General features: G+C 40.0%; 19 protein-coding genes and 1 riboswitch. Of the genes, 12 read left to right on the top strand and 7 right to left on the bottom strand.

Going from position 1 to position 26,611, the window contains the following annotated elements:
- Nucleotides 1-25: 25 nt before the first annotated feature.
- The 3 genes from D7322_RS01895 (at nucleotide 26) to D7322_RS01885 (ending at nucleotide 2,995) form a co-directional block, all read left to right on the top strand.
- A complete protein-coding gene (locus tag D7322_RS01895) occupies nucleotides 26-997 on the top strand; it encodes a DUF4271 domain-containing protein (RefSeq protein WP_183078583.1) in 972 nt (323 codons plus the stop codon).
- An 11-nt stretch (nucleotides 998-1,008) separates the two neighbouring features.
- Nucleotides 1,009-1,779, top strand: coding sequence for a uroporphyrinogen-III synthase (locus D7322_RS01890; protein ID WP_165309272.1), 771 nt, complete (start codon nucleotides 1,009-1,011; stop codon nucleotides 1,777-1,779).
- Nucleotides 1,780-2,125: 346 nt separating this feature from the next.
- Nucleotides 2,126-2,995, top strand: coding sequence for a cupin-like domain-containing protein (locus D7322_RS01885; protein WP_121120769.1), 870 nt, complete (start codon nucleotides 2,126-2,128; stop codon nucleotides 2,993-2,995).
- 65 nt (nucleotides 2,996-3,060) lie between these two features.
- On the opposite strand, the gene D7322_RS01880 is transcribed toward D7322_RS01885, so the two are convergent.
- A complete protein-coding gene (locus tag D7322_RS01880; RefSeq protein WP_121120767.1) occupies nucleotides 3,061-5,946 on the bottom strand; it encodes a PD-(D/E)XK nuclease family protein in 2,886 nt (961 codons plus the stop codon).
- Nucleotides 5,947-5,955: 9 nt separating this feature from the next.
- The gene (locus D7322_RS01875) at nucleotides 5,956-9,306 is read right to left on the bottom strand and encodes a UvrD-helicase domain-containing protein (protein ID WP_121120765.1); all 3,351 of its coding nucleotides are present in this window, start codon (nucleotides 9,304-9,306) and stop codon (nucleotides 5,956-5,958) included.
- 108 nt (nucleotides 9,307-9,414) lie between these two features.
- Between D7322_RS01875 and D7322_RS01870 the strand changes: the two genes are divergently transcribed.
- From D7322_RS01870 to D7322_RS01845, 6 genes are all read left to right on the top strand, one after another.
- Nucleotides 9,415-10,338: a hypothetical protein gene (locus tag D7322_RS01870; protein WP_121120763.1), complete on the top strand. Its 924-nt coding sequence runs from the start codon at nucleotides 9,415-9,417 to the stop codon at nucleotides 10,336-10,338.
- Between the two features lie 77 nt (nucleotides 10,339-10,415).
- Nucleotides 10,416-10,937, top strand: a complete 522-nt coding sequence (locus tag D7322_RS01865; RefSeq protein WP_077437135.1) for a 30S ribosomal protein S16 — start codon at nucleotides 10,416-10,418, stop codon at nucleotides 10,935-10,937.
- Nucleotides 10,938-11,166: 229 nt separating this feature from the next.
- Nucleotides 11,167-11,691, top strand: a complete 525-nt coding sequence (gene rimM / locus D7322_RS01860) for a ribosome maturation factor RimM (RefSeq protein WP_121120761.1) — start codon at nucleotides 11,167-11,169, stop codon at nucleotides 11,689-11,691.
- A gap of 263 nt (nucleotides 11,692-11,954) precedes the next feature.
- Nucleotides 11,955-12,806, top strand: coding sequence for a hypothetical protein (locus D7322_RS01855; RefSeq protein WP_147430279.1), 852 nt, complete (start codon nucleotides 11,955-11,957; stop codon nucleotides 12,804-12,806).
- Between the two features lie 101 nt (nucleotides 12,807-12,907).
- Nucleotides 12,908-13,010: riboswitch (SAM riboswitch) on the top strand.
- Nucleotides 13,011-13,081: 71 nt separating this feature from the next.
- Complete coding sequence (locus tag D7322_RS01850) at nucleotides 13,082-14,038, top strand: methylenetetrahydrofolate reductase (protein WP_121120757.1); 957 nt, start codon at nucleotides 13,082-13,084, stop codon at nucleotides 14,036-14,038.
- Nucleotides 14,039-14,343: 305 nt separating this feature from the next.
- Nucleotides 14,344-17,373, top strand: coding sequence for a protein O-mannosyl-transferase family (locus tag D7322_RS01845; RefSeq protein ID WP_121120755.1), 3,030 nt, complete (start codon nucleotides 14,344-14,346; stop codon nucleotides 17,371-17,373).
- A gap of 64 nt (nucleotides 17,374-17,437) precedes the next feature.
- On the opposite strand, the gene D7322_RS01840 is transcribed toward D7322_RS01845, so the two are convergent.
- The 5 genes from D7322_RS01840 to D7322_RS01820 all read right to left on the bottom strand — a co-directional run bounded on the left by D7322_RS01840 (nucleotide 17,438) and on the right by D7322_RS01820 (nucleotide 22,993).
- Entirely contained in the window at nucleotides 17,438-18,103 is a 666-nt protein-coding gene (locus tag D7322_RS01840) for an OmpW/AlkL family protein (protein WP_121120753.1), read from the bottom strand.
- A gap of 271 nt (nucleotides 18,104-18,374) precedes the next feature.
- Nucleotides 18,375-20,045, bottom strand: coding sequence for a glutamine--tRNA ligase/YqeY domain fusion protein (locus tag D7322_RS01835; RefSeq protein ID WP_183078582.1), 1,671 nt, complete (start codon nucleotides 20,043-20,045; stop codon nucleotides 18,375-18,377).
- Between the two features lie 170 nt (nucleotides 20,046-20,215).
- A complete protein-coding gene (locus D7322_RS01830; RefSeq protein WP_121120749.1) occupies nucleotides 20,216-20,863 on the bottom strand; it encodes a carbonic anhydrase in 648 nt (215 codons plus the stop codon).
- A gap of 78 nt (nucleotides 20,864-20,941) precedes the next feature.
- Complete coding sequence (locus D7322_RS01825; RefSeq protein ID WP_121120748.1) at nucleotides 20,942-22,477, bottom strand: SulP family inorganic anion transporter; 1,536 nt, start codon at nucleotides 22,475-22,477, stop codon at nucleotides 20,942-20,944.
- A gap of 180 nt (nucleotides 22,478-22,657) precedes the next feature.
- Nucleotides 22,658-22,993 carry a hypothetical protein gene (locus tag D7322_RS01820; RefSeq protein ID WP_245971225.1) on the bottom strand — a complete coding sequence of 112 codons (336 nt, stop codon included), beginning with the start codon at nucleotides 22,991-22,993 and terminating at the stop codon, nucleotides 22,658-22,660.
- A 170-nt stretch (nucleotides 22,994-23,163) separates the two neighbouring features.
- Between D7322_RS01820 and D7322_RS01815 the strand changes: the two genes are divergently transcribed.
- The 3 genes from D7322_RS01815 (at nucleotide 23,164) to D7322_RS01805 (ending at nucleotide 26,597) form a co-directional block, all read left to right on the top strand.
- Nucleotides 23,164-24,705: a helicase HerA-like domain-containing protein gene (locus D7322_RS01815; protein ID WP_121120747.1), complete on the top strand. Its 1,542-nt coding sequence runs from the start codon at nucleotides 23,164-23,166 to the stop codon at nucleotides 24,703-24,705.
- A gap of 133 nt (nucleotides 24,706-24,838) precedes the next feature.
- Nucleotides 24,839-25,750 carry a sugar phosphate nucleotidyltransferase gene (locus D7322_RS01810; protein WP_121120746.1) on the top strand — a complete coding sequence of 304 codons (912 nt, stop codon included), beginning with the start codon at nucleotides 24,839-24,841 and terminating at the stop codon, nucleotides 25,748-25,750.
- Nucleotides 25,751-25,919: 169 nt separating this feature from the next.
- Entirely contained in the window at nucleotides 25,920-26,597 is a 678-nt protein-coding gene (locus tag D7322_RS01805) for a TIGR02117 family protein (protein ID WP_121120745.1), read from the top strand.
- Nucleotides 26,598-26,611: the final 14 nt, after the last annotated feature.

The raw sequence follows: 26,611 nt of genomic DNA, 5'->3' as shown, positions 1-26,611 counted from the left end.
GGCCGATAAGGGACAATTTATTTCAATGAAAGTTAACGTCTTTAGATATTATATTGTATTTGTAATCCTCTTTGTGTTTTCGGCTGTACAGTTGAGTGCGCAGCGACGGATATCGCGACAGGTTGTTCGAGAAAGTGTGTCTCTGCCTGATAGTACACTTATGTTAAGGGATTCAGTGGCGTCGTCAAACCAGGAGATGCTGGCATCTTTGAATCCGGCACTTCAAAAACAATATCGGATTGTTACGGTGGAGACAGAGGGGCTGGTTATTCACAACATGTATGATTATAATGTAAAACAATATTTTAAAGGAGAGAAAAGTGGTAATGCCCTGGAACGGCAATATGGAACACCTAAGCCACATCGGGACAACTGGATATTATTTACGGCGCTCTTTTTGATATTTGGCGTTGGGTTAATCCGTGTATTTTTTCCTTCTGATATAAAATTGGTATTTCAGGGTTATTTTGATGACAGGGTATTGCTGTCCGTTAGTAAAGAGGATACGATCCTGACTTCATGGCCGTTTATTTTCCTATTTGTATTATTCTCGGGAGCGATAGCTTTGTTTGTCAGTCTTTTTTATGCTTACGAACTGAACCGTTTCGATTTTATTACCTTTCCTAATTATATGAAGACGGTCGGTATGGTGGGCGGTCTGTTTGCTTTTAAAATTGGATTTATCCGATTCCTGTCTTTTGTTTTTGAAATCAGAAAACTTGTCAAAGAATATGTGACCGTATTATATCTGATTTATTTTAATACGCTTTTCCTGATGCTTCCGGTGCTATTGATATTGAGTCTTGCACCTTTATCCTCCGTTGGCATAGTCTTGCATCTGGCAATTATTGGAGCCATCTTGCTGTTCCTATATAGATTTCTCAAAACAGCGGCTCATATTATGTCGATGTATAAATTTTCAATTTCCTATTTAATTTTGTACCTTTGTTGCCTAGAAATAGCACCAATATTAATACTGTTAAGATTATTGAGCTAAAACTGGTTAATATGCAAACTTCAGACGTAGAAAGAGCAAAGAAGGTAAAAAGTGTACTGGTGACTTTACCAAAGCCTGAAAACGATAAGTCCCCTTATTATGATTTAGCAAAGAAATACGGGTTAAAATTAGACTTTCGAGGTTTTATACACGTAGAAGGAGTTCCCGCCAAAGATGTGCGTAGGGATAAAGTTAATTTAGCAGATTATACTGCGGTAATATTTACAAGTAGAAATGCTGTAGATCATTATTTTAGGATATGTGAGGAGATGCGATTTGAAGTGTCTGCAGAAATGAAATATTTCTGTATTTCGGAAACAATCGCCCTCTATCTTCAAAAGTATATTCAGTATAGGAAACGCAAAATATTCTTCGGTAAACAGACAGCTAAAGATTTGGAAGAAGTGCTGAAAAAGCATAAAGCAGAAAATTTTCTGTTCCCTTGTTCAGATGTTGCCAATGAAGAAACAAGCAACTGGTTGCAGCAGAACGGTTATAAATTTACACCTGCAGTTCTGTTTAGAACAGTAGTAAGTGACTTGAGTGATCTTAAAGATGTATTTTACGATGTAATCGTATTCTTTAGTCCTTCCAGTGTTCAGTCGTTATATGATAACTTCCCGGACTTTAAGCAAAACAATACTCGAATAGCTGCGTTTGGAGCTTCAACACAGCAGGCCCTTTTGGAGCATGGATTGATATTAGATATTCCTGCGCCTACACCAAAGGCACCTAGTATGACAATGGCCGTAGAAGAATATATCAAAAAAGTGAATAAATAATACCTATCTTAGGTCAATAATATAAAGGGGTTTTTCAAAACCCTTTTTTTGTTGAATAGGGAATCTGCAAGGTAAATGATACTTGAATTAAAATATTCGTTTCGTTTTCACACCGTTGATAAGGAAAGGTGACGAAAGTATGATCGTTGTATATTGGTTTGTGGATAAGGATTGTTGTAAGGGAGAAATGTATTAAAAGTGACAGATGTCATTGAGATTTTAAATATATTTCCATTAAATTGTATTTGGGTTATTTGTTCCGATTAAAAATAAAGTGTATGCGTTATTTTTAAAATTTGGTAGAAATATTTTTTTTATGTTTGTAATTAAGCAAAATTAGTCAGTCGTGAATTTAAAGCAAGTTGATAAAATTTCGGGCATTCGATCAGAGGACTTTTTAAAAAAATATCTGAAACCTGGGTTTCCGGTGGTTATAAAAGATTTTATTAGTGCTGATAGTCCTGCATGGAAGAAATGGAGTTATGATTACTTTAAGGAAATAGCCGGTGATATTAAGATTGATGTCTATGGAAAAGAAGAAGATTCGATGGATCGTGCTGCCAGTGCTCCTGTGGGGCAAATGACATTTGCGGAATATTTGGATCTTATTACTAAAGAACCTACCGAGTTACGATTGTTTCTGTTCAATCTGCTCAAGATACGTCCCGAGCTAAAACAGGATGTTATCTATAATGATGTAACAGGTGGAAAAGTATTGCAGTGGCTGCCCTTTATGTTTTTCGGAGGCGAAGGTTCAAGTACACGGAATCATTTTGATATCGATATGTCCCATGTGTTTATATCACAGTTTCAGGGACTTAAACGTATTTGGCTTTTTCCAAATGATCAATCTGATCTGATGTATAAGCTACCATATAACTTCCATAGTATTGCTAATCCAAAGTATAGCAATGTGGAGGAATTTCCGGGGATAGAATATCTGGAGGGGTATGAGGCGGTGATCCACCCGGGAGAAACACTCTATATGCCTGCAGGCTGGTGGCACTACATACAATATGAGACCGAAGGTTATTCTATTTCAGTAAGGGCTTTGGCAAATTCGATCAGTGAGAAATTAAAAGGAGCACGTAACCTTTTTATCACCAGACATTTTGATAATACCATGCGTAAGATCTTTAAAGATCATTGGTTTCATTATAAAATAAATACCGCCAAACGGCGAGCCAATAAGGCGATAAAAAAAAATAAACGCTAAGAAAAGGGGACATTCATGAATGTCCCCTTTTCTTAGCGTTTTAGCTAACAGGCTGAAGGCCTTTCCTATACTGATTCTTCATTTTCCGCCCATTTGCTCGCTTCTCTATAGAACAGCGTATAAGGATCGCTGGGGTAGATGGTCGCATCCGGATTATGTCTAAATGGAATTTCAGGATTAAAAATTTCACAGAGTATCTTGCTCAAGAATCCGACGAAGTTCTCTTTCTGAAAGGCGAGAAAGTCGGCGGTTAATACACCCTCTTTGCCATTAAACAGAGTTCCTTCCTCACGCATTTTTCGAGCAACATATAGATGTGGCTCCAGTTGCTTCCGGCCTGTCTTTTGCTCAAATACATAGGCATAGAAAAGTGTTTGTATCAGCGCTTTATTTTCCGTATTGGGGGCAAAGACCTGGTCCATCTCTTTAAAACTAACGGAATCACCTCCTGTTTTGTAATCGACAATCCTGCTGATGATCCGATCATCATGGGTGACAACTTCGTCGACCCGGTCAATGATACCATATAAAGTAACCTGTTCTTCTTTACCATTTACAGAAATAGGGTATGGAAGTATGTAGTCGGTGTCGTTTTCAAGTTCTATAATACGGAAGGCCTTATAATTGGCGATGTCATATTCGAGATACATTTTGATATATTCACAGGCGATCTTTAACATGATGCGCTGTAGGCTATTTAAATCGTTTGTGGAAGTTAATTCAACCTGATATTGAAAGCCTATTTCCCGAATAACAAAAGATTCGATCTGATTGAATTGCTGCTGCAGAATATGCGTTGGTGTAAAGTCTTTCTGATCTTTGAACGGCAGGAATATTTTCTCCATGACATTGTGGATAACAGTTCCCAATTTGTTCATCTCAAATTCCTGTGAAATGGAAGGAGGTTCTTTGATATTTGCAATATGCTTGAGGAAAAACTGCAACGGAGACTGCAAATAAGTTGTTAATGCGGTCGCTGATATTCGCTTCTGATCGACAATGAAGTCCTGATACATCTTTTTCCATACTTCGCCCTTCTTTTCGATGATAATCTCTGCCGTTTTATCGGAGAACTGGATCGTCTGTTGTTGAACTTTTCGTTCAAAATTAAACCGGCTTTCAAATTCCAGCTGTTTGATAAATCGACTTTCCTCTCCTGTTGAGCTTTCGTCAACCAAGCCATTATAAAAAATATGGATTCCCTCGCTATATTGAAAGTGTCTGTAAAATAAATAGGCTGAGAGTGCATCTTGATTTTCCAATATCGGAAGTCCATAAGCTCTTCGCAGGCTATTGGGAATAAACGTCGGGGAATTGGATATTTTGGGCAGGATACCTTCGTTGGCCCCCAGGATGTAAACATTGTCAAAATTTAGACATCGGCTTTCCAAAAGCCCCATAATCTGGATGCCTTCTAGCGGGTTTCCCTCTATCGCGGAGTTTATCGGTGATATGGCTTTCTTAATCAAGCCGATCTGGAAGCCGATGCTCAAGGGGGCAACGGTGTCAAATCCCAATAACAGCTGGTTGAGTGTCTTTTTGGTTTCTATCAGCAGGTTATTGTCAATCTGACGGATGCGTTCATCTGATGATATGCTGTGCAGCAAGTCTTCAACGATGTTGATGAGTGAAGGGATCAACTGGGACGCATGTCCAATGGGAACGAAAAATTGGGGTAAGGAACTTTTGAAATGTAGCTCTTCCAAGGCGATTTCAAATAATTGCCTATCGGCGATTTCTTTCTGAATTAGCAATTTGTCTTCCAAAGAGACTTGTGTCAGGGGATGATTGATGAAGGTCTCAATGGTCTGATAGGAAAGCTTGCGTTTTTTTAACTGTGATATTTCTAGATGCACTTCCATCCATAAGTCCAATAGCCCATAGATCGGCGATTGGGTTAGGGGATATCCGGTCGTAATATTGGGATTAACATCGGGTAGGCTTTGGAGCAAAGGAACTAACAGGTTCTCATCAGCCAATAAGATGGCTGAAGTTTGATCTGTGTTATTTTGCTTTTCGAGGATATCATAAAGCAATTTTGTCTGACTTATTTTTCCTGTACTCGCATATAGGTTTACTGTTGAGGTTCTATTCCCGATAATATTCGGACTGTCGCCTAATGCATTGACAAGTCCGGTCTGAAAGATATTTCGACGAATAAATAGGCCCGCTTCTTGCATGTTGTCCTCCAGATAGTAGGCATCTGCATCGAAGTAGAACAGCGCTTTCCCTTCTTCCTGCCATTTGCGGAATAATTTAGCCTCGGCTTTATTTAATGCATTGAAACCAACGAATAGGATCCGCTGAAAAGATGATGTAAAGTCCTGATTTGACGCCCTGCCCTCAACCAGGTCTCGATAGATTGTAGGATAATTGGTTTGACCTTCTGCTTTAAGCTTTTCTTTGAATCTCGTGTATAATAGGGGAAGTCTTTTCCATAATTGTAAAAAGCGTTCTTGTACATCGCTATGCCCCGCTATGGAAAATGATTGCCAAAACTGACGGATGAACCCCTGTTGCTCTGGCGTAAGATGTTGAAAAGCAATGTCAATTTTAGTGTTGTCATAAAGTTCCAGGTAAACCTGGTCGATCGGAACCAGATCATAATCCAGTTGTCCAAAGTCACTCAATATAATCTCCGCAATGGGATAGAATTCTTCTAAAGTCTCCGGCTGTTTTCCTTCCGCGGCCAAAAGGTCGTTATGGATTTTAAAGAGCTGAAAGAATTGTGCTAAGGCATTCGCGTCGGTATCGTTAGTTGATAATTTAAAGAATTCTTGTATGGTGAAAAATTGAGGGGACCAGATTGCCTGTCCGTAGACATCGGCAAGATGTTTTTTGAGGTACGTAATCGGGCGTTTATTGTTAAACACGATGGCAATCTCACTCAAATCGTTTCCAAAACGTTTTTGAATATCCGCCGCTACTAATTTTAAAAAGGCTGTCTGCATCGCGATTGTTTATTTTACTTCAATTAATTGATTTGATTTGGCATAATATAGATAGGCTTTAACATTGGTGTAGCCTAGGTTCACCAAGTTTTTTTTATAGTTATCTACCTGATATTTATGTCCGATGTAGTCTGTTTGCGTAAACTTAAAATCCAGTACAATTGTTTCTTCTTCGGAGGTGAAGACTTTGTCGGGGCGGATGGTTTCGCCTTTAGCGGTAATGATACTGGCTTCATTCCAGATTTTATATTTCCCGGTGAGCCACTGATTGATGGTTGGGTGGTGCCAGATCTGGTTGATTTCCTGCATCAGAAAGGGTTCCTCCTCTTTTGAGAGTATACCTTCTTGAATTAGCTGCCGTACTAATCTGGAGATATCTTTTTCTTGAGAAATCTGGGACATGATCTCGTGGGCCAATATCCCATACTGCGCTGCTTTCTCCAGCATCATGATGTCGTTGATCGTACGTGTACTGGATTTTTCTAAGGCCATTTCCAGTTCTTTGGAAATAGGGTAGTAGCTGAGTGAAATGATGTTGTTCCCTCGGATTTGATGATCTTTTTGTTTGATGGTCTGGTCGATCTTAACAGAGGTGCCTTCCAATGTAAATGGAGCGGAAGTTGAATCTAATACTTGATAAAGTATATCACTTATATACTCATCCTTGATATCATAGCCCGTAATTTCCCCCGTCTTCTTATCAACGGACTCTTTAAATAAAGGAGCTGTAATATAGAGATGTTCAATAGCACGGGTTGTCGCTACATAGAAGGTATTGAGCGCATCCATATAATTGAATAGCATTTCCTCAAAATACTGTTTGAAAAACACAGATTTTCCAACTGTTGCTGTATACTTTATAGGAATTTTTCCCAATTGGGCAAATGGCGTTTCATGGGTATCTATCCAAAAATCCCCATTGATCATGCCATCCAGATCCCAGGAACAGAACGGGAGCATGACAACATCATAGGCGAGCCCTTTTGATTTATGGATTGTCGTTACCTCAATCGCATTGATTTCTCCATTGGATGGCAGTACTGCACGATGACCATCTTCTTCCCAAAACTCCAGGAATTGAATGATTCCGCGTTCACCGTTGGAAGAGAAGCCCGATATCATATCTTTGAATGCCAGCAGGTAGGGCAGATGGATGTTTTGCTCGGTTGTGAAGCCATAGATTTCGATCAGTTTTTCTATGAGGTGAACCAATGGCTGTTTCTGCCAGGTTTCCCAGGAGTCGATCAGGGGATGGGGAAGAAAATCTTTCAGCGCACGGATGTCATTTGAAGCAAATGCTAGCCAAGCATTTTGACTGACTGTATTTTTCTGTAGGGTCTGATAGAGATAGACCATTTTTGCTTTGTGTATACTGTGTTTGTCCGAATTGTAAACGAGTGCTTTTAATGTTTCTATCAGCAAAAGAACAGCATCGTTGCCGGCCAGAACAAGCGCGTCGCCAGAGATGACCTCGAAGGTAAGATTTTGCTCTTTTTTGAAATCCATCAATTTTTGGATGACCAATTTGGCCTGCGCATTACTGCGGACAAGGATACCAATCTGTTTGGCATGATATCTCCCAGTAATAAACCATTCTTCTATTTTTGTACATAAAAACAGAAGCGATTCCTCAACGACCTGATTTCTTCTAAAGCGACCATCTGACACAGGGATATATGTTATTTCAATGGAGCCCAACTTGTCGAGGCTCCCCTTTTTGTGTGCAGGAATTTCCTGCTGACTGTTTTCGTAGGCTTTGATAAGCATGTTATCATTGCCTGAAGCGGCCCACCAACGTTTCCCATCTTCGTCTAAGTTTTCATCGACCTTTTTATTAAGAACCTCTTGCAAATGTTGAGGAATACTGCTAAAAAGATAATTGTTTAGCAGGATGATATTTGGAAGACTCCGAAAATTGGTGTCAAGGCTTCCGTTTTCAATAAAAGTGGTTTTGGCAGTTTCATCGAGGTGGAATGCATGACCAATTTGTTGTTCGACCTGATGGAGCAATATACGCCAATCTCCGTTTCGCCAACGGTATATACTTTGTTTGACATCGCCAACAATCAGATGTTCACTCAGGGTACCATTTGCATCTGCAAGTGCATTGATCAGTAGAGGGCTATAGTTTTTCCATTGGATACGTGAGGTGTCCTGAAATTCGTCAAATAAAAAATAATTGAAGCGATTGCCTATTTTTTCCCAGATAAATGTCGGATCGCTGTTCTCATCGATACCGAGTTTATTTAACAGGATCTGCGAATCTGAGATTAACTGTGCGCCGTTCTCCTTGCGCCACTGGGTGAGCAGGTCGCTCATTTCTTTGAGCAGGCGCAAGTAATAGAGATTGTTCTGCACTGCTTGGTAGGCAATATAAGCCGGTAGATTCTCCTGTAGCGTCTGAAAAGATTTTAGGACGGGAGCAAGTGCTGACAGAAGATCATGGCGTATATTTTTGTCAGTAGCTGTAAATGCGTCTTCATTGTCTATTAGCTGTACGTATTTGTCCAATATCTTGGCAATTTCGGAAGAACTTAGCTTGTCGGTCTTTTTACTGGTCTTGCTCGCCGAGATAATCTTGTTGCGTGATTTTCCCTTGAGTTCATTTTCACTGATGTTGAAGCTCTTAAACGTTTCACTGAAAGCTTCAATGGTCAGCGAAAGTGCTTCTGTGAAAGAATTTATTTTTTGTTCGATTTCCTGGTTCAGGAGATTGAAAACTTCTCTCGGATTGGCGGAATTAATATAGCTGTCAAACTCCTGGAAATTTTCAGAGAAAATAAGGTTGGCCAGTCCCATCAATTGTTGTCGATAGTTCCAGTTCTCATTTTTGGCTATTTTTTTCTCCGCATAGGCGATAATCCAATCGAGTAGGTCAGGTCGTTCATCCAGTAGCTGATTGAGCATAACTGTCAACTCATTTTTGACTTTATTGACATTCATCTCGATCTTATAGGCCGCATCGAGATTAAGCTCATAAGTGAATGCACGGATGACTTTTTGGGAAAAACCATCTATTGTACTTATTGTGAAATGGCTATAGTCATGTAAGATCTGGCGGTAGACGCGATGAGATTTCTCCTGGATTAGATAGGTGGTCCAATCGGGCTGCTGCTGCAGTAACAATTTTCTAAAATCTTCGATTTTAGGACCGGAGTCTCCGATAGCCAGGCCATGGAGTACAGTGAGTATGCGCTCTTTCATTTCCGCGGTGGCCTTGTTGGTAAATGTCACAGCCAATATCTCTTTGTAGCTATTTTCATTGGATAATAGTAAAGTGAGATAATGCAGTGTCAGGCTGAAGGTTTTTCCGGAACCGGCCGAAGCTTTAAGTATTTTTAATGGCGCAACAGATTTCATGGAATGAAGGTAAAAAGTAAAATGTGAATTGGCAAAAATGCCGAAGATTATTTTAACTGAGAAAATATACTTAATTTGCTTCTCATTTATTGACCAAATTATTGTTTTATGAAATATATAGTGGGCCTCCTTCTGTTATCATGCGCCTTTAATTATTCCTGTAAAAAAGATGGATCTGAGAAGGATAATACTCGACTCGTCTTATTTAGAAGTGCGACGCAGTTTAACTCAAATACAAGTCAAAGTAGCTATGAGTTTCAATATGATGTCCAAGGGCGGGTAACAAAAGTGAATGAGCAACAGTTCCATTATGGCACAAATGGGCGTGTAGATTATTCGCGTATTGCGCTACAGGATAAAACGGGCGGAATTGAACGGGAGAAAATCGTGCGTTTAAGTTATCATTGGGATGAACAGAATCGTCTGAAAAGTGTATTTGTTGACAGTTTGTATAATAAGAACTCGCCGATTAAAGATGGAATAAGCACCGGCGGCGCTGAATCGCTTATTAAAGATAAATTATTGACAAGCTATTCTTATACTTCGAACATGCCTGTACCTTCCAAAGTTGTCTATCGGAAACTGGAGAAATTCTATGAGCAAATAGGAGATGAGCAGGAGTTGACTTTTGCCTATAATGGCGATAATATCCAAAAACTGAAAAGCTTTCTATATTTCTCGCCGCTTTTGAATATTCCTGGAGACTCTAAACTTGAATTTACTTTATTCTCCTTTTTTCAATATTCCACTACAATAAATCCTCTTTATCCTATTTACAAACAAATGGGTTTTAATCCGATTGATATTAATCAGGTTGTATCCAAAAATTTAGAAAATTCTTTTTTCTCTACCTTGGTTCAGGGAAAGGCCAATCAGGAAATTCAGCCAGATTGGACAAAGAAAACAGCTGTAAAGATTACCTTAGGTGGTGACGGCAAAGCTAGTGCAATGAGTTATGTTGTTAAAGGGGATTTTGAAGATGCTAAGGATGTCATTTTCAGCGAAGTTTTATTAAATTATGTCTATGAATAGAAAAAAATAACTATCTTTGCATCCCCTCTAGTATGAAGCTCGGGGGATATGTTGAATACATAAAATAAAATTAAGAAATGGCAACTAAAATCAGATTGCAAAGACATGGTAAAAAAGGACGTCCTTTTTACCACGTAGTCGTAGCGGATTCTCGCGCTCCACGTGATGGTAAATTCATCGAACGTATTGGTTCTTACAACCCAAACACAAATCCTGCAACTATCGTTTTGGATTTCGAAAAAGCGTTGGATTGGATGAATAAAGGTGCTCAACCTACTGACACAGCTCGTGCTATCCTTTCTTACAAAGGTGTTCTTTACAAAAAACACTTACAAGGTGGTGTGAAAAAAGGTGCTTTTGACGAAACTGCTGCTGAAGCTAAATTCACTGCTTGGACTGAAGCTCAAGAAGCTAGAATCTCTGGTAAAAAAGATGGTTTAGCTCAATCTAAAGCTGATGCTAAAAAAGCTGCTTTAGCTGCTGAGGCGAAGAAAAAAGAAGAAAAAGCTGCTGCTGTAGCTGCTAAAAATGCTCCTGTAGCAGAAGAACCTGCTGCTGAAGAGACTGAAGCTCCTGCATCAGAAGAAACTGAAGGTTAATTCTTTCATAAAGTATTCGAGAAAGCCGACTCAATCTTGAGCCGGCTTTTTTTAATAAACTTGTTTATGGGCTAAAATGTGATGCTGATTGCGCTATGCTTAACTAGGAAGTGGGCCATACCATCATACCTTCATGCAAAAAAGTGAAAATTAAATAGATGCTCGATATATAGCCAAGCTGATAAAAAAAGCATCTCAATACTAATATCTCAATACGCAATACTACCAAATGACTGTCGATCAAAGTTTTTATATAGGCTATATCAGCAAAACGAGGGGCCTTAAAGGGGAAATGCAATTGTTTTTCGAATTTGAAGACTACGAAAGCCTGGATATGGACGTCGTTTTTCTGGAGGTCAACAAAAAGCTTGTGCCCTATTTTATCGATGCTATAAAACTGCAGAAAAATAGTACGGCTTACGTGACATTTGAAGATGTCGATCACATCGACAAGGCACAGGCGCTTGTCCGCAAAAAGGTTTATCTGCCCAATGATAAAATGCCAGAGCGGGATCCAGATGATTTTAGATATACGGATTTAATTGGTTTTTTGGTGATCGACGAAACTCATGGTGAACTGGGAGAAATTACGGATGTACAGGAATTTCCACAGCAATTCGTCGCTACAGTTGATATGAATGGTAAAGAAATGATGTTTCCACTATCCGATGACTTAATTTTAGGAATAGATGGTGAAGAAGAAATTATTGAAGTTGCATTGCCTGAAGGGCTAGTCGATCTCTATAAAGAATAAGAGAGACGGTCTTAGCTACTAAATCCGTTGTCCAGATCGGGATTTAGCGTATTTCTTGATTCGCGTAAATATTAACAAAACAGGTTCAAATTCCTAAGCGAAGTTTTGAACCTATTTTTGTTTCATCAGGTTGGGTCACAACAGTATTTGATTTTATTGGTAGAACTCACTTGTTAAAATGATCTGGTATATCCTACTTTGAGGGATTTTGAGTATATTGGTACTAAATAATCAATATATTGACCATTACTAAATGAGCCGGTTTGAGACCATTATTGATCCTTATTTTAACGATATTTTTGTCCTCCTGCGGTTTTTGGGGAAAGGATAAGCAGTTTCCTGACGGAAATTACCAGGTTATCTGCGGTTATACCAATGAGGTTTATTTAAAAGCCAAAGCCGATAATCCGCTAAATGTTGAGCCTGATGTCCGTTGTGATCACCCGCTTTATTATCGTTCCTTTCTTTCCCTTCGGGATAAAGAACATTTTGTCTTCGCCATAGACGATATCCTGTTGTATGGTAAATATACATTTAACGGAAGTAAGCTTGAGCTTATAGATGCTACAAAGGGAAAACTCTCCTTGGATATTATCCAGGTGAAAAAGGATTTTGTGCAGTTGAAAGGTGATTTCTCCGCGTTTAATTCCGCCCATTTGCCAAATACCGAGCGACTGTACATCAATTTCGAATTGGACAAGACACCCATTCGCGAGCAGCCCAGTAAATTTGATAGTGGAATCAATCTTTGGCGTAATATTCCAACAAGAGCTGAGAATGACCGGGAGATAAAGGAGCGTGCATTGAATTTTTTAGATTATTCGATTGCTTATTTTCAGCACATTTCTAATTCTGGCGTTCATCATGATTACAAGATAGACGGAGTTGAGTCGCCGATTACCTATGCCCAAAATGGAATTGTATTAAAGGCATGGGAAGATGTTCCTGTCTCCTGGAAGGAGCTGTTTTACAATGAGGAAAATGCATTGGTCGCCTATCAATATTTGCTAGCTGGATTTAAGTACGGACAAAAGGAGAAGTATAGTGTGACGGGGTTGCTGTTGATTACATTTTATTTGAAGAATTTACGTAACTCACTATCAACTTTGGGATAAATTACATCGATAAAGCCGGAAGCAAGACAGCTTTATCGATGTAATTTATAGATTTTCGAAAAATATTTTTGTTGTTTGGTTTTTTAAAACGATATTAGCAACGCTTATAGAGAAAGGCCGAGGGACTAGACCCAATGAAGCCTTAGCAACCTGTATTGTTCAAGGTGCTAAATTCTACCCTGCTCCATGTGGGAAAGATAAGTTACATGCAGATAGACATATCCTCGACTTGTGCGTTTCGATGTAAGCCAACCCAAACTTAAAACAGTTTTTTAATGAAGATTACCGATCATATCCAGAATGCTAAAGGAAAAACATTGTTTTCTTTTGAGCTATTGCCTCCTGCAAAGGGACAGGGCATCCAAAGTATTTTTAAAACAATGGATGAGCTGATGGAATTTAAACCACCTTTTATAGATGTAACTTATCATCGTGAAGATTACATCTATAAGGAACATGCTAGCGGGTTATTGGAGCGAGTATCCTATCGCAAAAGACCGGGAACAGTGGCGATATGTGCTGCTATCATGAATAAGTATAAGGTGGACGCTGTCCCGCATCTGATATGTGGAGGCTTTACCAAAGAGGAAACAGAAAATGCTTTGATTGACCTGAATTTCTTGGGTATTGACAATGTGCTGGTGCTGCGAGGCGATGCGCGCAAAGGAGATGCTGATTTTATTCCAACTGAAGGTGGTCATGCTTTTGCTACGGACCTATTGGAACAGGTCACAGATATGAATAAAGGGAAGTATCTCCACGAAGATATTATTACATCTGAAAAAACTGATTTTTGTATCGGAGTTGCCGGATATCCGGAGAAACATTTTGAATCACCTAATTTCAATACGGACTTTAAATATCTGAAGCAAAAAGTCGATATGGGGGCTGAATTTATCGTGACGCAGATGTTCTTTAATGTAGAAAAATACAAGGAATTTGTGACCAAATGCCGCGACAACGGAATTCATGTGCCTATTATTCCGGGGCTCAAACCTTTGACGACAAAAAAACAGCTGGTCACATTGCCACGAATTTTCCATTTGGATATTCCAGAGGAATTGAGTGATGCAGTTGCATCATGTAAAACCAATGCCGATGTGAGACAAGTCGGTGAAGAATGGCTTGTACAACAATGTCAGGAACTGATCAAATTTGGCGCGCCAGTGCTGCATTTTTATACTATGAGTAATCCCGGCCCAACCAAAAAGATCGTTGAAAAATTGGTCTAAAAATATAAATAGAGCGAGGGAAGAGTCCCTCGCTTTTTTATTAAAACTATAGTAGAAATACGTCTACGTCTCTATGAAACGATTTCCTGTTCATTCAATTGTTGCCTGTTGTACATGGCCGACGGAGGATGACATTACTTTCCCTTTAAAAGACTGTATTTCTCTTTCCGTTATAGAAGCAGCTTCCTCAGAAAAATATTTTTATTAAATCATGATGTTAAATAGTGTTAATTAACATTTTTAAATCGAGATAACTGTTTAATTTAAAGTACTAAAAGGAATAAAGATTTAGACCAATTGACCCTATGACGTACAATAAATTAAATACTCTATTCGGTTTGACCTGTGGCGTTATTGCCACGCTTGTCTACATTGCTACTGTTGAAAGGACCGTAAGCTGGTGGGACTGTGGTGAATTTATTGCCTGTGCCTACAAACTTGAGGTGGCTCATCAGCCTGGTGCACCCTTATTTTTGCTTATCCAGAATGTTTTTTCCAATCTCGCATTCGGTAATATCGGGAAGATAGCCTACTGGATGAATATTGGTTCGGCAATCTGTAGTGGTTTGACCGTGGCATTTCTGTTTTGGACAATCACTGCTATAGCCAAGAAAATTTTGAAGAAGCCACAACAGCCTACTTTTCCCTACTACCTACAGCTTTTCGCTGCAGGGACAGTCGGGGCAATGGCTTTCAGCTTCAGTGATACATTTTGGTATTCTGCTGTGGAATCTGAGGTATACGCGATGTCCTCGCTTTGTACGGCAGTGGTTTTTTGGGCAATTTTCAAATGGGAAGCGCGGGCGGATCAGCATGGAAGCGACCGCTGGTTGATTTTTATTGCTTTTGTTATGGGACTTTCGATCGGAGTGCACCTATTGAATCTGTTGGCTATTCCGGCCATAGCCATGGTGGTCTATTTTAAAAGGACTTCGCAAATTAATCTGAAAGGTGTTTTAACGGCATTCTTATTGGGCTTGTTGGTTTTGGCAGCAATTCTTTGGGGTGTCATTCAGTGGTTGGTAGCTTTTGCTTCAAAAATAGACCTGTTGTTTGTGAATTCGCTCGGACTGGGGTTTGGGGCTGGAATTCTTTTCTTATGCATACTTATCGGCGGTACTATTATATATGGCCTTTTTTATTCACATAGAAACCGGAAGTATACGTTAAATACGGCCTTATTGGCCTTTTGTTTTATTCTGTTTGGCTATAGTTCCTATACCATGGTATTGATCCGCGGTAAAGCGAATCCATCCCTCAATAATAATGCACCAGATAATGTCTTTTCGTTTTTGGGTTACTTGGGAAGGGAACAATACACACGGGAACCTTTGGTGAAAGGACCTTATTACGATTCGAAACCTGTGGACGTAGAAAGTAAAACCAGTTATCGGAAAGATGAGTCCAATTATACGGCATTTACACAGGTGGATAAGTATGATTTTGATCGAGAAACATTTTTTCCCCGTATTTATAGTCAGGATGCAAATCATCAAGCTTACTATAGAAGTTATCTCAAGTTAAAAGACGGTGAAAAGCCGCAGTTCTCTGATAACTTTAAGTTTTTCTTTCATTTTCAATTGGGAGAAATGTATGCACGTTATTTCTTATGGAATTTTGCAGGAAGACAGAATGATAAACAAGGTTATGGAACATATACCGATGGGAATTGGCTTTCAGGATTGAAACCATTGGACAATTGGCGCCTTGGCGGACAATATGACCTTCCTGAATCGCAACAAAATGATCCTAGCCGAAATACGTATTTTTTCCTGCCTTTATTATTGGGTTTAGCAGGAGCGATTTGGTTATACCGACACAATAAGCCCTACACCTTGGTGGTAACTATGTTATTCGTTTTCACGGGGATAGCGATTGTCGTGTATCTCAATCAAACTCCCTTGCAACCCCGTGAACGTGATTATGCTTACGCTGGATCCTTTTATGCTTTTGCTATTTGGATCGGACTTGGCACAATAGCATTGGTGCGCCTTTTTAAACGTGTCCTTCATACCCGGTATGCTTTGGCTACAGGGGTATCTTTTGCACTTTTGGGAGGACCGATGATTCTGGTACATCAAAACTGGGATGATCATAATCGTTCCGAAAAATCCCTGGCGCGGGATATTGCCCGCAATTACCTTGAAACCTGCGCGCCTAATGCGATTTTGTTTACCTATGGCGATCACGATACCTTTCCGTTATGGTATTTGCAGGAGGTGGAAGGTGTTCGTCCCGACGTAAGAATAGTTGTACTGAGTTACTTAACGGGTGATTGGTATATGCAGCAGGTTAAGAAACCAACTTATCAGGCTGCGGGACTTCCAATAAAGATACCTGCAGAAAAAACAAAAAAGGGTATTCGGGATTATATCCCTTTCGTGGATCGACAGTTGAATGCTGCAGTTGATGTTCAACAATTATTGCAATTTGTTACTTCCGATAATCCAGATTATAAAGTTCAGCTGAATTCGGGAAATCTGGAGAATTACTTTCCGTCCAAGAAGGTCAGACTCACTATTGATAAAGCCGAGGTGTTGAGAAAGAACGCCGTACCGGCCTATTTACAGCATGCAGTTGTTTCAACGATGGAATGGGAAATCCCCAGTGATCACTTAAGTCGATCAGATTTGACTTTGCTTTCCCTTCTTGAAAATAATCATTGGGATCGGCCGATCTATTTTTCAAATATGCTGCCCGGTGATATTAAACTGGGGCTGGATAAATATCTTGTCAATGAAGGATTTGCTTCAAGGCTGATGCCGGTCGCTGCCACCGATGACCAGCAGGCGACTGTTGGTGAAATACCTGCTTTGGTCAACGTAGAAGCATTATATGATAATATCATGCATAAATATCAGTGGGGAAATGTCAAAAATGTAAGTTATTTGGATACAGACTCCTTTCGCTTTACCAGTATGTATGCCCGGGATATTTTTGGAAAGACGGCCCGTTTGTTGTTGGAAAAAGGGCAGGTAAAGCAGGCTGGGAAAGTAGCTAAGAAAGCATATGACCAATTGCCGGATCGTGTATATGCAATGTCGGATGCGATTAACTATGCGGATATCATTGACAGCTTATACCGTTCTGGACAAGGACACCTGGCCGGAAATATCGTAGACAGAAATTTGAACTATGTTTCACAAAATATGGACTATTTACACCAATTGGTATTAGATAAAAAAAATCTGGGTTTTGAATGGAGCGATATGCAGACGGCATTGGACTCAGTCGATCGTTATCGAGATATCTTATTGGCAGCCAAAGATAGCAAACGACTGGCGCGTGTTGAGGGGCTTAGAAAGAAGTATCAGCAATGGTATGGCATAGAATAGAAATTCAGAGGCACCTTTGGTCGTCAGAAGGTGCCTCATTTTATATAGGGAGTTTAAAGAAATGCTAGAACTTCATGCCGAATCCGATCCCCAAAAGAAAAGGGTTAATATCAACTTTCGCCGGTATTGATAAGTTCGGGGCCAAGTTGGAAGCATCCACTTGAACATCGGTCTTCAAGAGAATATACTTAGCATCTAAATTCAGGAAATACTTTTCTGAAAGCTTGACATCAATACCGAGCTGTGTGGCAAATCCAAAAGCATTGTCATACTTTACGTTCTTGACCGTGGGGCCATCATTTACACTATAGAAAATTGTATAATTTATCCCTGCACCTACATAGGGCCTGAGGTCTCCATCCGGAAGAAAATGATATTGCGCTGTCAAGGTCGGAGGCAGGAGCCATACACTACCTAAATCTACATTTGCTGAGGGGTTCCCTCCAATGGCACTTAAGTCGGAACCAACGGTTTTGACATTGTGTTTTGTTGTTCCTAAAATCAGCTCTGCGGCGATATTTTTGGTAAAGAAATAAGTGAAATCTAGTTCTGGGATAAATTTTGTGTTGATCGCAATGTCGCCACCAATAGTGCTGATATTGGCCGACTCGTTGGGCATTACCGCGACTCCTCTAAGACGCATCTGCCAGCGTTGCTCAGGACTGTTCTGTGCCTGTAAACTTGAAGCACCGAGTGTAAGTGCAAAAGCAAGAAATAGTAACTTTTTCATGTCGTTAATGGTATTTGTTTGCTGTAAAACTATTTGTTTTAGGGCATTGAGTGAATGACGATAATCAAGTTAAAAACTGAATAAAATAATTTACAGCTTGGCAGGAAAGATGTACCTTTATCATTTGCTATTCTTCCAAATGTGGACAAGCAGTGTTGTCTGTGTATGTTTAAAAAGAGAGAGGACAGATTGGGGGGTAGGTTATTGTAAGATATAAAAAGTAAAAGGTCGGAATTGTTTCCGACCTTTTACTTTTTAGCGCTTGGTTTACTTAACCATTTTTCTTTACTTCTTTTCCCCAGGAATCTTTCAACGTCACTGTACGGTTAAAGACCAGATGTGCTGGAGTCGAATGTGTGTCTAACGTAAAGTAACCTAAACGTATAAATTGATATCCTTTACCAGGAGTAGCGTTCGCTAAGTCTGGCTCGATATAGGCACGTTCTACCACATGTAAACTTGCTGGATTGATAGATTCTTTGAAATCTTCAGCTGCTGCTGGATTTTCATCATTGAACAACCTGTCGTACAATCTTACTTCGGCTTCCTTTGCATGAGGAACAGAAATCCAATGGATTGTTCCTTTTACTTTTAGTCCGGAAGTATCCTCACCGGATTTAGAATTAGGGACATAAGTACAATGTACTTCTGTTACCTTTCCATTTTCATCTTTGACGAAATCGTTACAAGTAACGATGTAAGCGTGTTTTAGACGAACCGAAAGCCCAGGACCAAGACGGAAGAATTTTTTTGGGGCATCTTCCATAAAATCTTCTCGCTCTATCCATAGTTCCTTGGAAAAAGGTATGATCCTGTGGCCTTCACCACCTTCAACTTCGGGGTTATTTTCACCGACTAAATCTTCTACTTGGCCATCTTGATAATTTGTGATCACTAATTTAATCGGATCGAGCACAGCCATTCTACGCCAGGCGGTTTTGTTGAGATCCTCACGGATGCAGAATTCCAATAGACTGACGTCAATCATGTTTTCACGCTTTTGAACGCCGATCTTATCGCAGAAGTTACGAATACTCGCGGGAGTATATCCTCTTCTTCTCAAGCCAGAGATTGTTGGCATACGGGGGTCATCCCAGCTTTCAACAAACTTATCATTGACCAATTGCAATAGTTTACGTTTGCTCATGACCGTATATGTCATGTTTAAGCGTGCAAATTCATATTGTTTGGACGGGAAAATTTCCAGCTTTTCAATACACCAATCGTAAAGTGGGCGATGTGGAATAAATTCAAGTGTACAGATCGAATGTGTGATTTTCTCAATGGAATCCGATTGACCATGGGCAAAATCATACATAGGATAGATGCACCATTGATTTCCTGTTCGATGATGGTGGGCATGTTTGATGCGGTACAACAATGGATCACGTAGGTGCATATTTGGACTGGCCAAATCTATTTTTGCACGGAGCACTTTCTCACCATCCTTATATTTTCCTGCGCGCATATCTGCGAATAAGTCCAGATTTTCTGTTATAGACCGGTCGCGGTACGGCGTTGGAATACCAGGTTCTGTCGGCGTACCTTTTGCTGCCGCAATTTCTTCCGCGGTGCTATCATCCACGTAAGCAAGTCCTTTTTTTATAAGTTCAACAGCGTAGCCGTAAAGTGTTTCAAAGTAATCTGAAGTATATAATTCTTCTGCCCACTGGAATCCTAACCATTGAATATCTTTTTTGATGCTTTCAACATACTCGGTATCCTCAGTGACAGGATTAGTGTCGTCAAAACGTAGATTAGTCTTGCCATTATACTGCTGTGCTAATCCAAAATTTAAACAGATGGATTTGGCGTGACCAATGTGGAGGTAACCATTTGGTTCAGGAGGAAAACGTGTCAATACACGTCCGCCATGTTTTCCTGTACGAAGATCTTCTTCGACAATTTCCTCGATAAAATTTAATGATTTTTCTTCACTCATAATACAAAGTTAATTATTAGAAGCGAGATATTAGCTAGGATATGATAGATATTCAGCTTAGTCTGAGCAGGTAATCAATCGAAAAATACCCGCTATACTCACGACTGCTGGCGCAACGATGATGTGAAATAAAAAAGGGACGATCTTCGTCCCTTTTTACCGATTTGTTACTATTTGAAAGCGAATACCTTTCCAAGGGATTCATTGCTTGTAAAAGTACAACTTTGATCAATCAATTGACCTGTTCCGATATTGATTACCATACCATGCACGGCAAGTGCCTGGCCATTTTTCCATGCATTTTGGATGATGGATGTAGAACAAAGATTAAAAACCTGTTCTTTGACATTGAGTTCAACTAAGCGGTCTACTTTCTTTTCATTATCTTCGATACCATCAATCTCTTCGCTATGCAAACGGTATACATCTTTGATGTGACCAAGCCAGTTATCAATGATACCGTATTGATTGCGGCTTAAAGATGCGGCCACACCACCACAGCCATAGTGTCCAGCTACGATAACATGTTTTACTTTTAACACGTTGACGGCATAATCCAGTACACTCAATAAACTCATGTCTGAGTGGATGACCATATTGGCAATGTTGCGGTGTACAAAGACCTCCCCGGGTTTTGTACCAGTCAGTTCATTGGCCGGTACACGGCTGTCTGCACAACCAATCCAAAGAATTTCGGGATTTTGACCTTTTGCAAGTTGTTGGAAACGTCCTGTGGTATCATTTTTTACAAAATCCATCCACTCTTTGTTCCCTTTAATAATATTGTCAAATCCTATTTTTAAATCTTTATTTTCCATATTCTTTATTTGCCCAAAGGCGTTTTTTCAATTTTATATTAATACAAATTTCTAAATCTATTGTTCATTTGGAACAAATTATTTTTTATATACGACCTGTAAAAGCTCGATTTCCTTGCCTTTACTTTTTGCGTTCTGTTCGAAGTCCTTGATGACTTCAATCACGTCCTTGTCGATAAATTTGCTGAATGTCCCATCGATACGGATCTTACTGACTGATTTTGGCAAACTATACAGTTTCTGTTGGATAGGTACCTTATTCAGAAATGACACTTCCTCAGCTAATGTGATCACTGCCTTATCTTCTTCGTTGTCTTTTTCGATCTTATACTTAAAGGCATTTTTCATATTGGCCCGTAGGATATAGAATGTAGCCACTACGATTCCGATCCCAACACCCATTAATAGATCTGTCATTACAATAGCTACAATAGTCACGAAAAATGGAATGAATTGGTCCAGCCCTTTTCGATACATTGAAGTAAATAGACTCGGCTTAGCCAATTTATAGCCTGTGTGCAATAGAATGGCAGCAAGACATGCCAAAGGAATCATATTTAACATAGTCGGAATAGCCAACATGGCAACAAGTAGCCAAATACCATGCATGATGGCTGACTGTCTTGTCTTTCCGCCCGCATTGACATTGGCTGATGAGCGTACAATAACAGAGGTCAATGGCAAACCGCCCAAAAGTCCACTGGTCATATTCCCGATTCCTTGTGCGACTAGTTCACGGTTAGTCGGCGTATTACGTTTATAGGGGTCAATCTTGTCGACTGCTTCAATACTCAATAATGTTTCGAGACTGGCGATGATCGCAATGGTAAATGCAGCTATCCAAACATCCTTGTTGACAATCTGCGTGAAATCAGGTAAAGTGAACAAGCCTGTAAATTCAGCAAATGAGCCAACAATCGGAACAAGAACAAACTGTTTGTCAAGTAGCTGAAAGGAAGAGCCCTGAAAAAGATAGGCTAAGCCTACGCCAACGATCACAACAACCAATGGTGCTGGCACCTTATTCAATTTCGGAATCGCTGGCCAAAAAATTAAGATCGCTAAGGATAGGGCACAGATAATCAATGCGCCAAAATTGATGGCTGAGGCAATGGTGTCAAAATATGCCCCTATACCGTGTCCATTGTCCAATTCAAAAGCGTGTGTTTCGATTAATCCCAATGCCAAAGGGATTTGTTTCATAATAATGGTAATACCGATAGCGGCCAACATACCGACAATAACGGCGGAGGGGAAATAATTTCCGATCATACCCGCCTTTAAAATGCCAAGGATCACCTGGACCACACCTGCGATGACAACCGCAAGAAGGAAGGTTTCATAAGCGCCTAAGCTCTGAATTGCACCTAGAACAATAACTGTGAGACCTGCAGCCGGTCCACTTACACTGAGTGGTGATTTACTGATTGAAGCAACAACGATTCCACCAATTACACCAGTCAATAATCCTGCAAACAATGGCGCACCTGAGGCCATTGCAATTCCCAAACATAATGGAAGTGCCACCAAAAACACCACAACACTAGCAGGGAAATCATATTTTAAGTCTCTTTTCGAAAGTTTCAGAAAAGCCGACGTACGAGTTCCAAACATAAAATTTGTGTTTATCTGTATAATAAATTTTCTCAAAGCCGCCTATTGCGATAGCAATGGGTACCGATTGAAGGGCACTCGATGCTTTTGCATTGGCGTTATCAGGAAAAATCAATAAGAGGCCGCATACTGGGATTCAGCATGTGGATAATTTGAATACATCCCATAAGGATGTATTTATTAACAGTTAGGAGGCGGCGTTGGAACCGTAGGATGGAAAGCTAAAATGCTTTTCTCGTTTTTTAGGTAATTCTTTTGTTTTCCTTGGTTCTCAACTAGGATTGTTTCGAATACAATGGGTTCGTCAGTTTTTGTATTGAAAAATTTTGAGGCAGTCTCAAGCGTATCTGTGCTTGCGCCATTGTTGTTCTCGATTTCTATTTGTAAAACAATTTGAAGGATCGTGTTTTGATCTAAACTATTGGAAAAAATAGGCGATATAGAGATGGCCATCTTCGTAAAAAAGATGATCGCACATAAGAATGCTGCCACAAATCTAAATCTCTTATTTAACATTTTTTAGTACCTTTAATGATATTGTTTTACATGGTAAAAATAACAATTCTATGTTAATTTCAAATTAAAAGTACATAAAAAATGAAATTTGGCACGAAATTGTGACGAAAAGATTATTTTTTGGAAAATTTTCAATAGTGTTTATAAATTATAAATGTTAAGCCTTTTCTATGGCAAATAAAGAACAATTTATCGAGAAGGTTCAAGCTTCTTATAACCCCAAGGGGGCTTTTATATATTTGGGAGCTGGTATTTTGAATGGTGAAATTTTAGCCGAAGCAAGGGTCAATCTGGCGCTGAAGATGATGAATCGCCATGGACTGATTGCCGGTGCCACAGGAACAGGGAAAACGCGGACGCTTCAACTGATTGCTGAGCAGTTATCGGATGCCTCCGTGCCTGTATTTATGCTGGATGTAAAAGGCGATCTTTCTGGTCTTGCCGTTCCCGGTGTTACCAATCAAGCCTTACTGGATCGCGGAAATGCGGTCGGGATACCCTTTGAACCGGCAAGTTTTCCGGTAGAACTGTATTCACTGTCGGGCAACAAAGGAATTCCGATGCGGATTACGATAGGTGATTTTGGACCGGTCTTGTTGGGCCGGATTCTGGAGCTGAATGAAACACAGACCGGAGTTTTGGCGGCCATGTTTAAGTATGCCCAAGATCATCAGATGCCATTGATAGACTTTAATGATACCAAGAAATTATTAACCTATCTTTCTGATGGTCCCGGAAGTGAAGAGATCAAGAATGATTATGGGAAGATCAGTTCAGCAAGTTCGGGGACGATCCTGCGTAAGATCGTCGCTTTGGAACAACAGGGACTTGCCCATATCTTTGGTGAGAAGGAATTTGATATCAATGACTTATTTCAGAAAGTTGATGGCAAAGGTATGATCAGTTTGCTCAATATTTCCGATGTACAGGATCAGCCCGTGCTTTATTCGACATTTTTATTGAGCTTACTCGCCCAGCTATTTAAGAATATGCCCGAAGTAGGAGATCTGGACAAGCCCAAATTGGTGTTTTTCTTTGATGAGGCACACCTACTTTTCAACGGGGCTTCCAAAGCCTTTTTAACGCAAGTTGATCAGATTATCCGCCTTATCCGCTCCAAGGGTATCGGTGTGTTTTTCTGTACACAGTCTCCGACAGATGTTCCGGAATCCGTATTGGCGCAACTGGGAAACCGTGTACAACACGCTTTGCGGGCCTTTACACCCAATGATGCCGAAAATCTGAAAAAAACAGTTAAAACCTATCCCAAATCAGACTTTTATGAGATTGATCAGATTTTGACGTCTTTGGGTACCGGTCAGGCCTTAATTACTGTGCTGAATGATAAGGGTATTCCCACAGAGGTAGTGGCGACCCATTTGGTACCTGCCCGTGCTGTGATGGGGCCTGCAGACGATGTGACAATCAATCAGATTATTAATCAGTCAGACCTGAAGGTAAAATATCAGCAAAGACAGGAAAATCGTTCGGCGGCTGAGATGATCGACGAAAAAATGCAGGTCGTGCAACAGGAGGAACAGCGCGCAGCAGCGGAGAAAGAATCCGCCAAAGCCGCCAGGCCGACATCAAGAAGACAAACACCGTTGGAAGCCGCGCAGCGTACCGCGACAACGACGCTTGCACGAGAAGGGGTCAAGCTTTTGGGTAAATTGGCAACAGGGCTATTGAACGCATTCTTAAAGAAGAAATAATACTAATTTTTTGATAATTTTCGTTCCGATAAGCTATTTTTAGAAACTGATTGGTACTTAGCTAAATTTGCTATTAAGGGCAAATTTAGCTAAGTTTGCGGACGAAAAGAAGTTCTATTAACACAATTTAAATATGAGTAAACCAACCCTTTTGATTTTGGCAGCAGGAATGGCTAGCCGGTATGGTTCTTTAAAACAAGTAGATGGTTTTGGCCCACACGGCGAGACAATTATTGACTATTCAATCTATGATGCCATTCGCGCAGGATTTGGAAAAGTGGTATTCATTATTCGGGAAGAATTCCTGGAGAAGATGAAAGACGTTTTTGATAAAAAATTGGAAGGTAAAATAGAAGTAGACTACGCTTTTCAAGATTTTGATTTATCGAAATTCGGCGTGAATCACGTCATTGAAAGAACGAAACCTTGGGGCACAGCACATGCTGTCATGAGCGCTAAGGATAAGGTGAACGAACCATTCTGTGTGATCAATGCAGATGATTTCTATGGTTCGGATTCTTTTGACAAAATGGCTAAGTTTTTAACGACTGAAGTTTCAGACGAGCAGATGTCATTGATGGGCTTCCAGGTCGGAAATACAATGTCTGATTACGGGTATGTATCTCGCGGTGTCTGCGAAGTTAGTGCTTCTGGACATATGGAAAGTGTTACCGAGCGTACCAATATCTATTACAAAGGTGAGGGCGATGATCGTAAAATTGTTTATGAGGAAAATGGCGTTGAATACGATTTGGATCCACAGACGCGCGTATCGATGAACTTTTGGGGCTTTACACCAAAAATATTTGAAGTCGCGCAAGCGATGTTCCCTGCTTTTGTTGAGGAAAACAAAGAGAATTTAAAGGCAGAGTTCTTTATTCCTTCGGTTCCAGATTATATGGTGAAACATAAACTGGCGGATTTTAAAGTAATCCCTACTTCATCAAAATGGTTTGGAGTGACCTATAAGGAGGATAAACCTATCGTGCAGGAATCAATTTCTAAATTGGTTGCCGATGGTGTATATCCTGAGAAGTTATTTTAAAAGCTAGCAGAAATAGCTTATATTGAACCTGTGTTGGCAACAATACAGGTTTTTTTGTGCCTAATCGAGCAGATGTTGCGAATGGCAGTCGTGTTGTAGGAAATGGAAGAATTGGGGTGGCCAAGATTATACCCACATGTTGGATTATGATAAAAAATGAATGATTTAAATGAAAAAAATACTTAAGGTGTTAGGATACATTATTTTAGGAATTATAGGGTTTTGTGTTTTATATATTGTTGCTGAGTATTGTCTGTCCCGACTCTCCGCATCATCTAAAGAGATTTCTACAGATCAGACCATTCAGGTGTTTGTCAAATCCAATGGTGTACACACGGATATTGTGTTGCCGGTCGTTATGAAAGAGCTGGATTGGTCCAATGTGTTTCCTTATGCCAATACGGTCAGTAAAAAAACAGGCTATCAGTATATGGGGATAGGTTGGGGGGATAAGGGTTTTTATTTAGATACACCAGAATGGAAAGACCTTAAGGCATCTACGGCTTTTGTGGCAGCCTTTGGATTGGGCCAATCAGCAATACATGTCACCTACTATAATGCCATGCAAGAAAATGAGTTGTGTTTTGGGTATAAAATAAGTGAGGAACAATATCGCGCATTGGTAAAGTACATCTATGGCTCTTTGGATTTTCGTGAAGGTAAACCCATATTGGTCGAGACAGATGCACAGTATGACGATGCAGATGCCTTTTACGAAGCGAAGGGTGCTTATAGCATGTTCTATTCCTGTAATACCTGGACAAACAATGCGTTGAAAAAAGCAGCTATGCCAGCGGGAATCTGGGCGACACTGGACAAAGGTATATTGAGCCATTATCGTAAATAGTAACAGTCCATTTT

Origin of the sequence: Sphingobacterium puteale (assembly GCF_003627955.1) — a bacterium.
Lineage (GTDB): Bacteria > Bacteroidota > Bacteroidia > Sphingobacteriales > Sphingobacteriaceae > Sphingobacterium > Sphingobacterium puteale.
This window is presented reverse-complemented; position numbering and strand designations above follow the sequence as displayed.

What these genes read in the sequence shown, in the direction of transcription:
- D7322_RS01865 (WP_077437135.1), top strand. Translation starts at nt 10,416, where the DNA reads ATGGCAACTAAAATCAGATTGCAAAGACATGGTAAAAAAGGACGTCCT.
- D7322_RS01850 (WP_121120757.1), top strand. Translation starts at nt 13,082, where the DNA reads ATGAAGATTACCGATCATATCCAGAATGCTAAAGGAAAAACATTGTTT.
- D7322_RS01840 (WP_121120753.1), bottom strand. Translation starts at nt 18,103, where the DNA reads ATGAAAAAGTTACTATTTCTTGCTTTTGCACTTACACTCGGTGCTTCA.
- D7322_RS01820 (WP_245971225.1), bottom strand. Translation starts at nt 22,993, where the DNA reads ATGTTAAATAAGAGATTTAGATTTGTGGCAGCATTCTTATGTGCGATC.
- D7322_RS01890 (WP_165309272.1), top strand. Translation starts at nt 1,009, where the DNA reads ATGCAAACTTCAGACGTAGAAAGAGCAAAGAAGGTAAAAAGTGTACTG.
- D7322_RS01805 (WP_121120745.1), top strand. Translation starts at nt 25,920, where the DNA reads ATGAAAAAAATACTTAAGGTGTTAGGATACATTATTTTAGGAATTATA.
- rimM (WP_121120761.1), top strand. Translation starts at nt 11,167, where the DNA reads ATGACTGTCGATCAAAGTTTTTATATAGGCTATATCAGCAAAACGAGG.
- D7322_RS01870 (WP_121120763.1), top strand. Translation starts at nt 9,415, where the DNA reads ATGAAATATATAGTGGGCCTCCTTCTGTTATCATGCGCCTTTAATTAT.
- D7322_RS01880 (WP_121120767.1), bottom strand. Translation starts at nt 5,946, where the DNA reads ATGCAGACAGCCTTTTTAAAATTAGTAGCGGCGGATATTCAAAAACGT.
- D7322_RS01830 (WP_121120749.1), bottom strand. Translation starts at nt 20,863, where the DNA reads ATGGAAAATAAAGATTTAAAAATAGGATTTGACAATATTATTAAAGGG.
- D7322_RS01810 (WP_121120746.1), top strand. Translation starts at nt 24,839, where the DNA reads ATGAGTAAACCAACCCTTTTGATTTTGGCAGCAGGAATGGCTAGCCGG.
- D7322_RS01875 (WP_121120765.1), bottom strand. Translation starts at nt 9,306, where the DNA reads ATGAAATCTGTTGCGCCATTAAAAATACTTAAAGCTTCGGCCGGTTCC.
- D7322_RS01825 (WP_121120748.1), bottom strand. Translation starts at nt 22,477, where the DNA reads ATGTTTGGAACTCGTACGTCGGCTTTTCTGAAACTTTCGAAAAGAGAC.
- D7322_RS01815 (WP_121120747.1), top strand. Translation starts at nt 23,164, where the DNA reads ATGGCAAATAAAGAACAATTTATCGAGAAGGTTCAAGCTTCTTATAAC.
- D7322_RS01845 (WP_121120755.1), top strand. Translation starts at nt 14,344, where the DNA reads ATGACGTACAATAAATTAAATACTCTATTCGGTTTGACCTGTGGCGTT.
- D7322_RS01895 (WP_183078583.1), top strand. Translation starts at nt 26, where the DNA reads ATGAAAGTTAACGTCTTTAGATATTATATTGTATTTGTAATCCTCTTT.
- D7322_RS01835 (WP_183078582.1), bottom strand. Translation starts at nt 20,045, where the DNA reads ATGAGTGAAGAAAAATCATTAAATTTTATCGAGGAAATTGTCGAAGAA.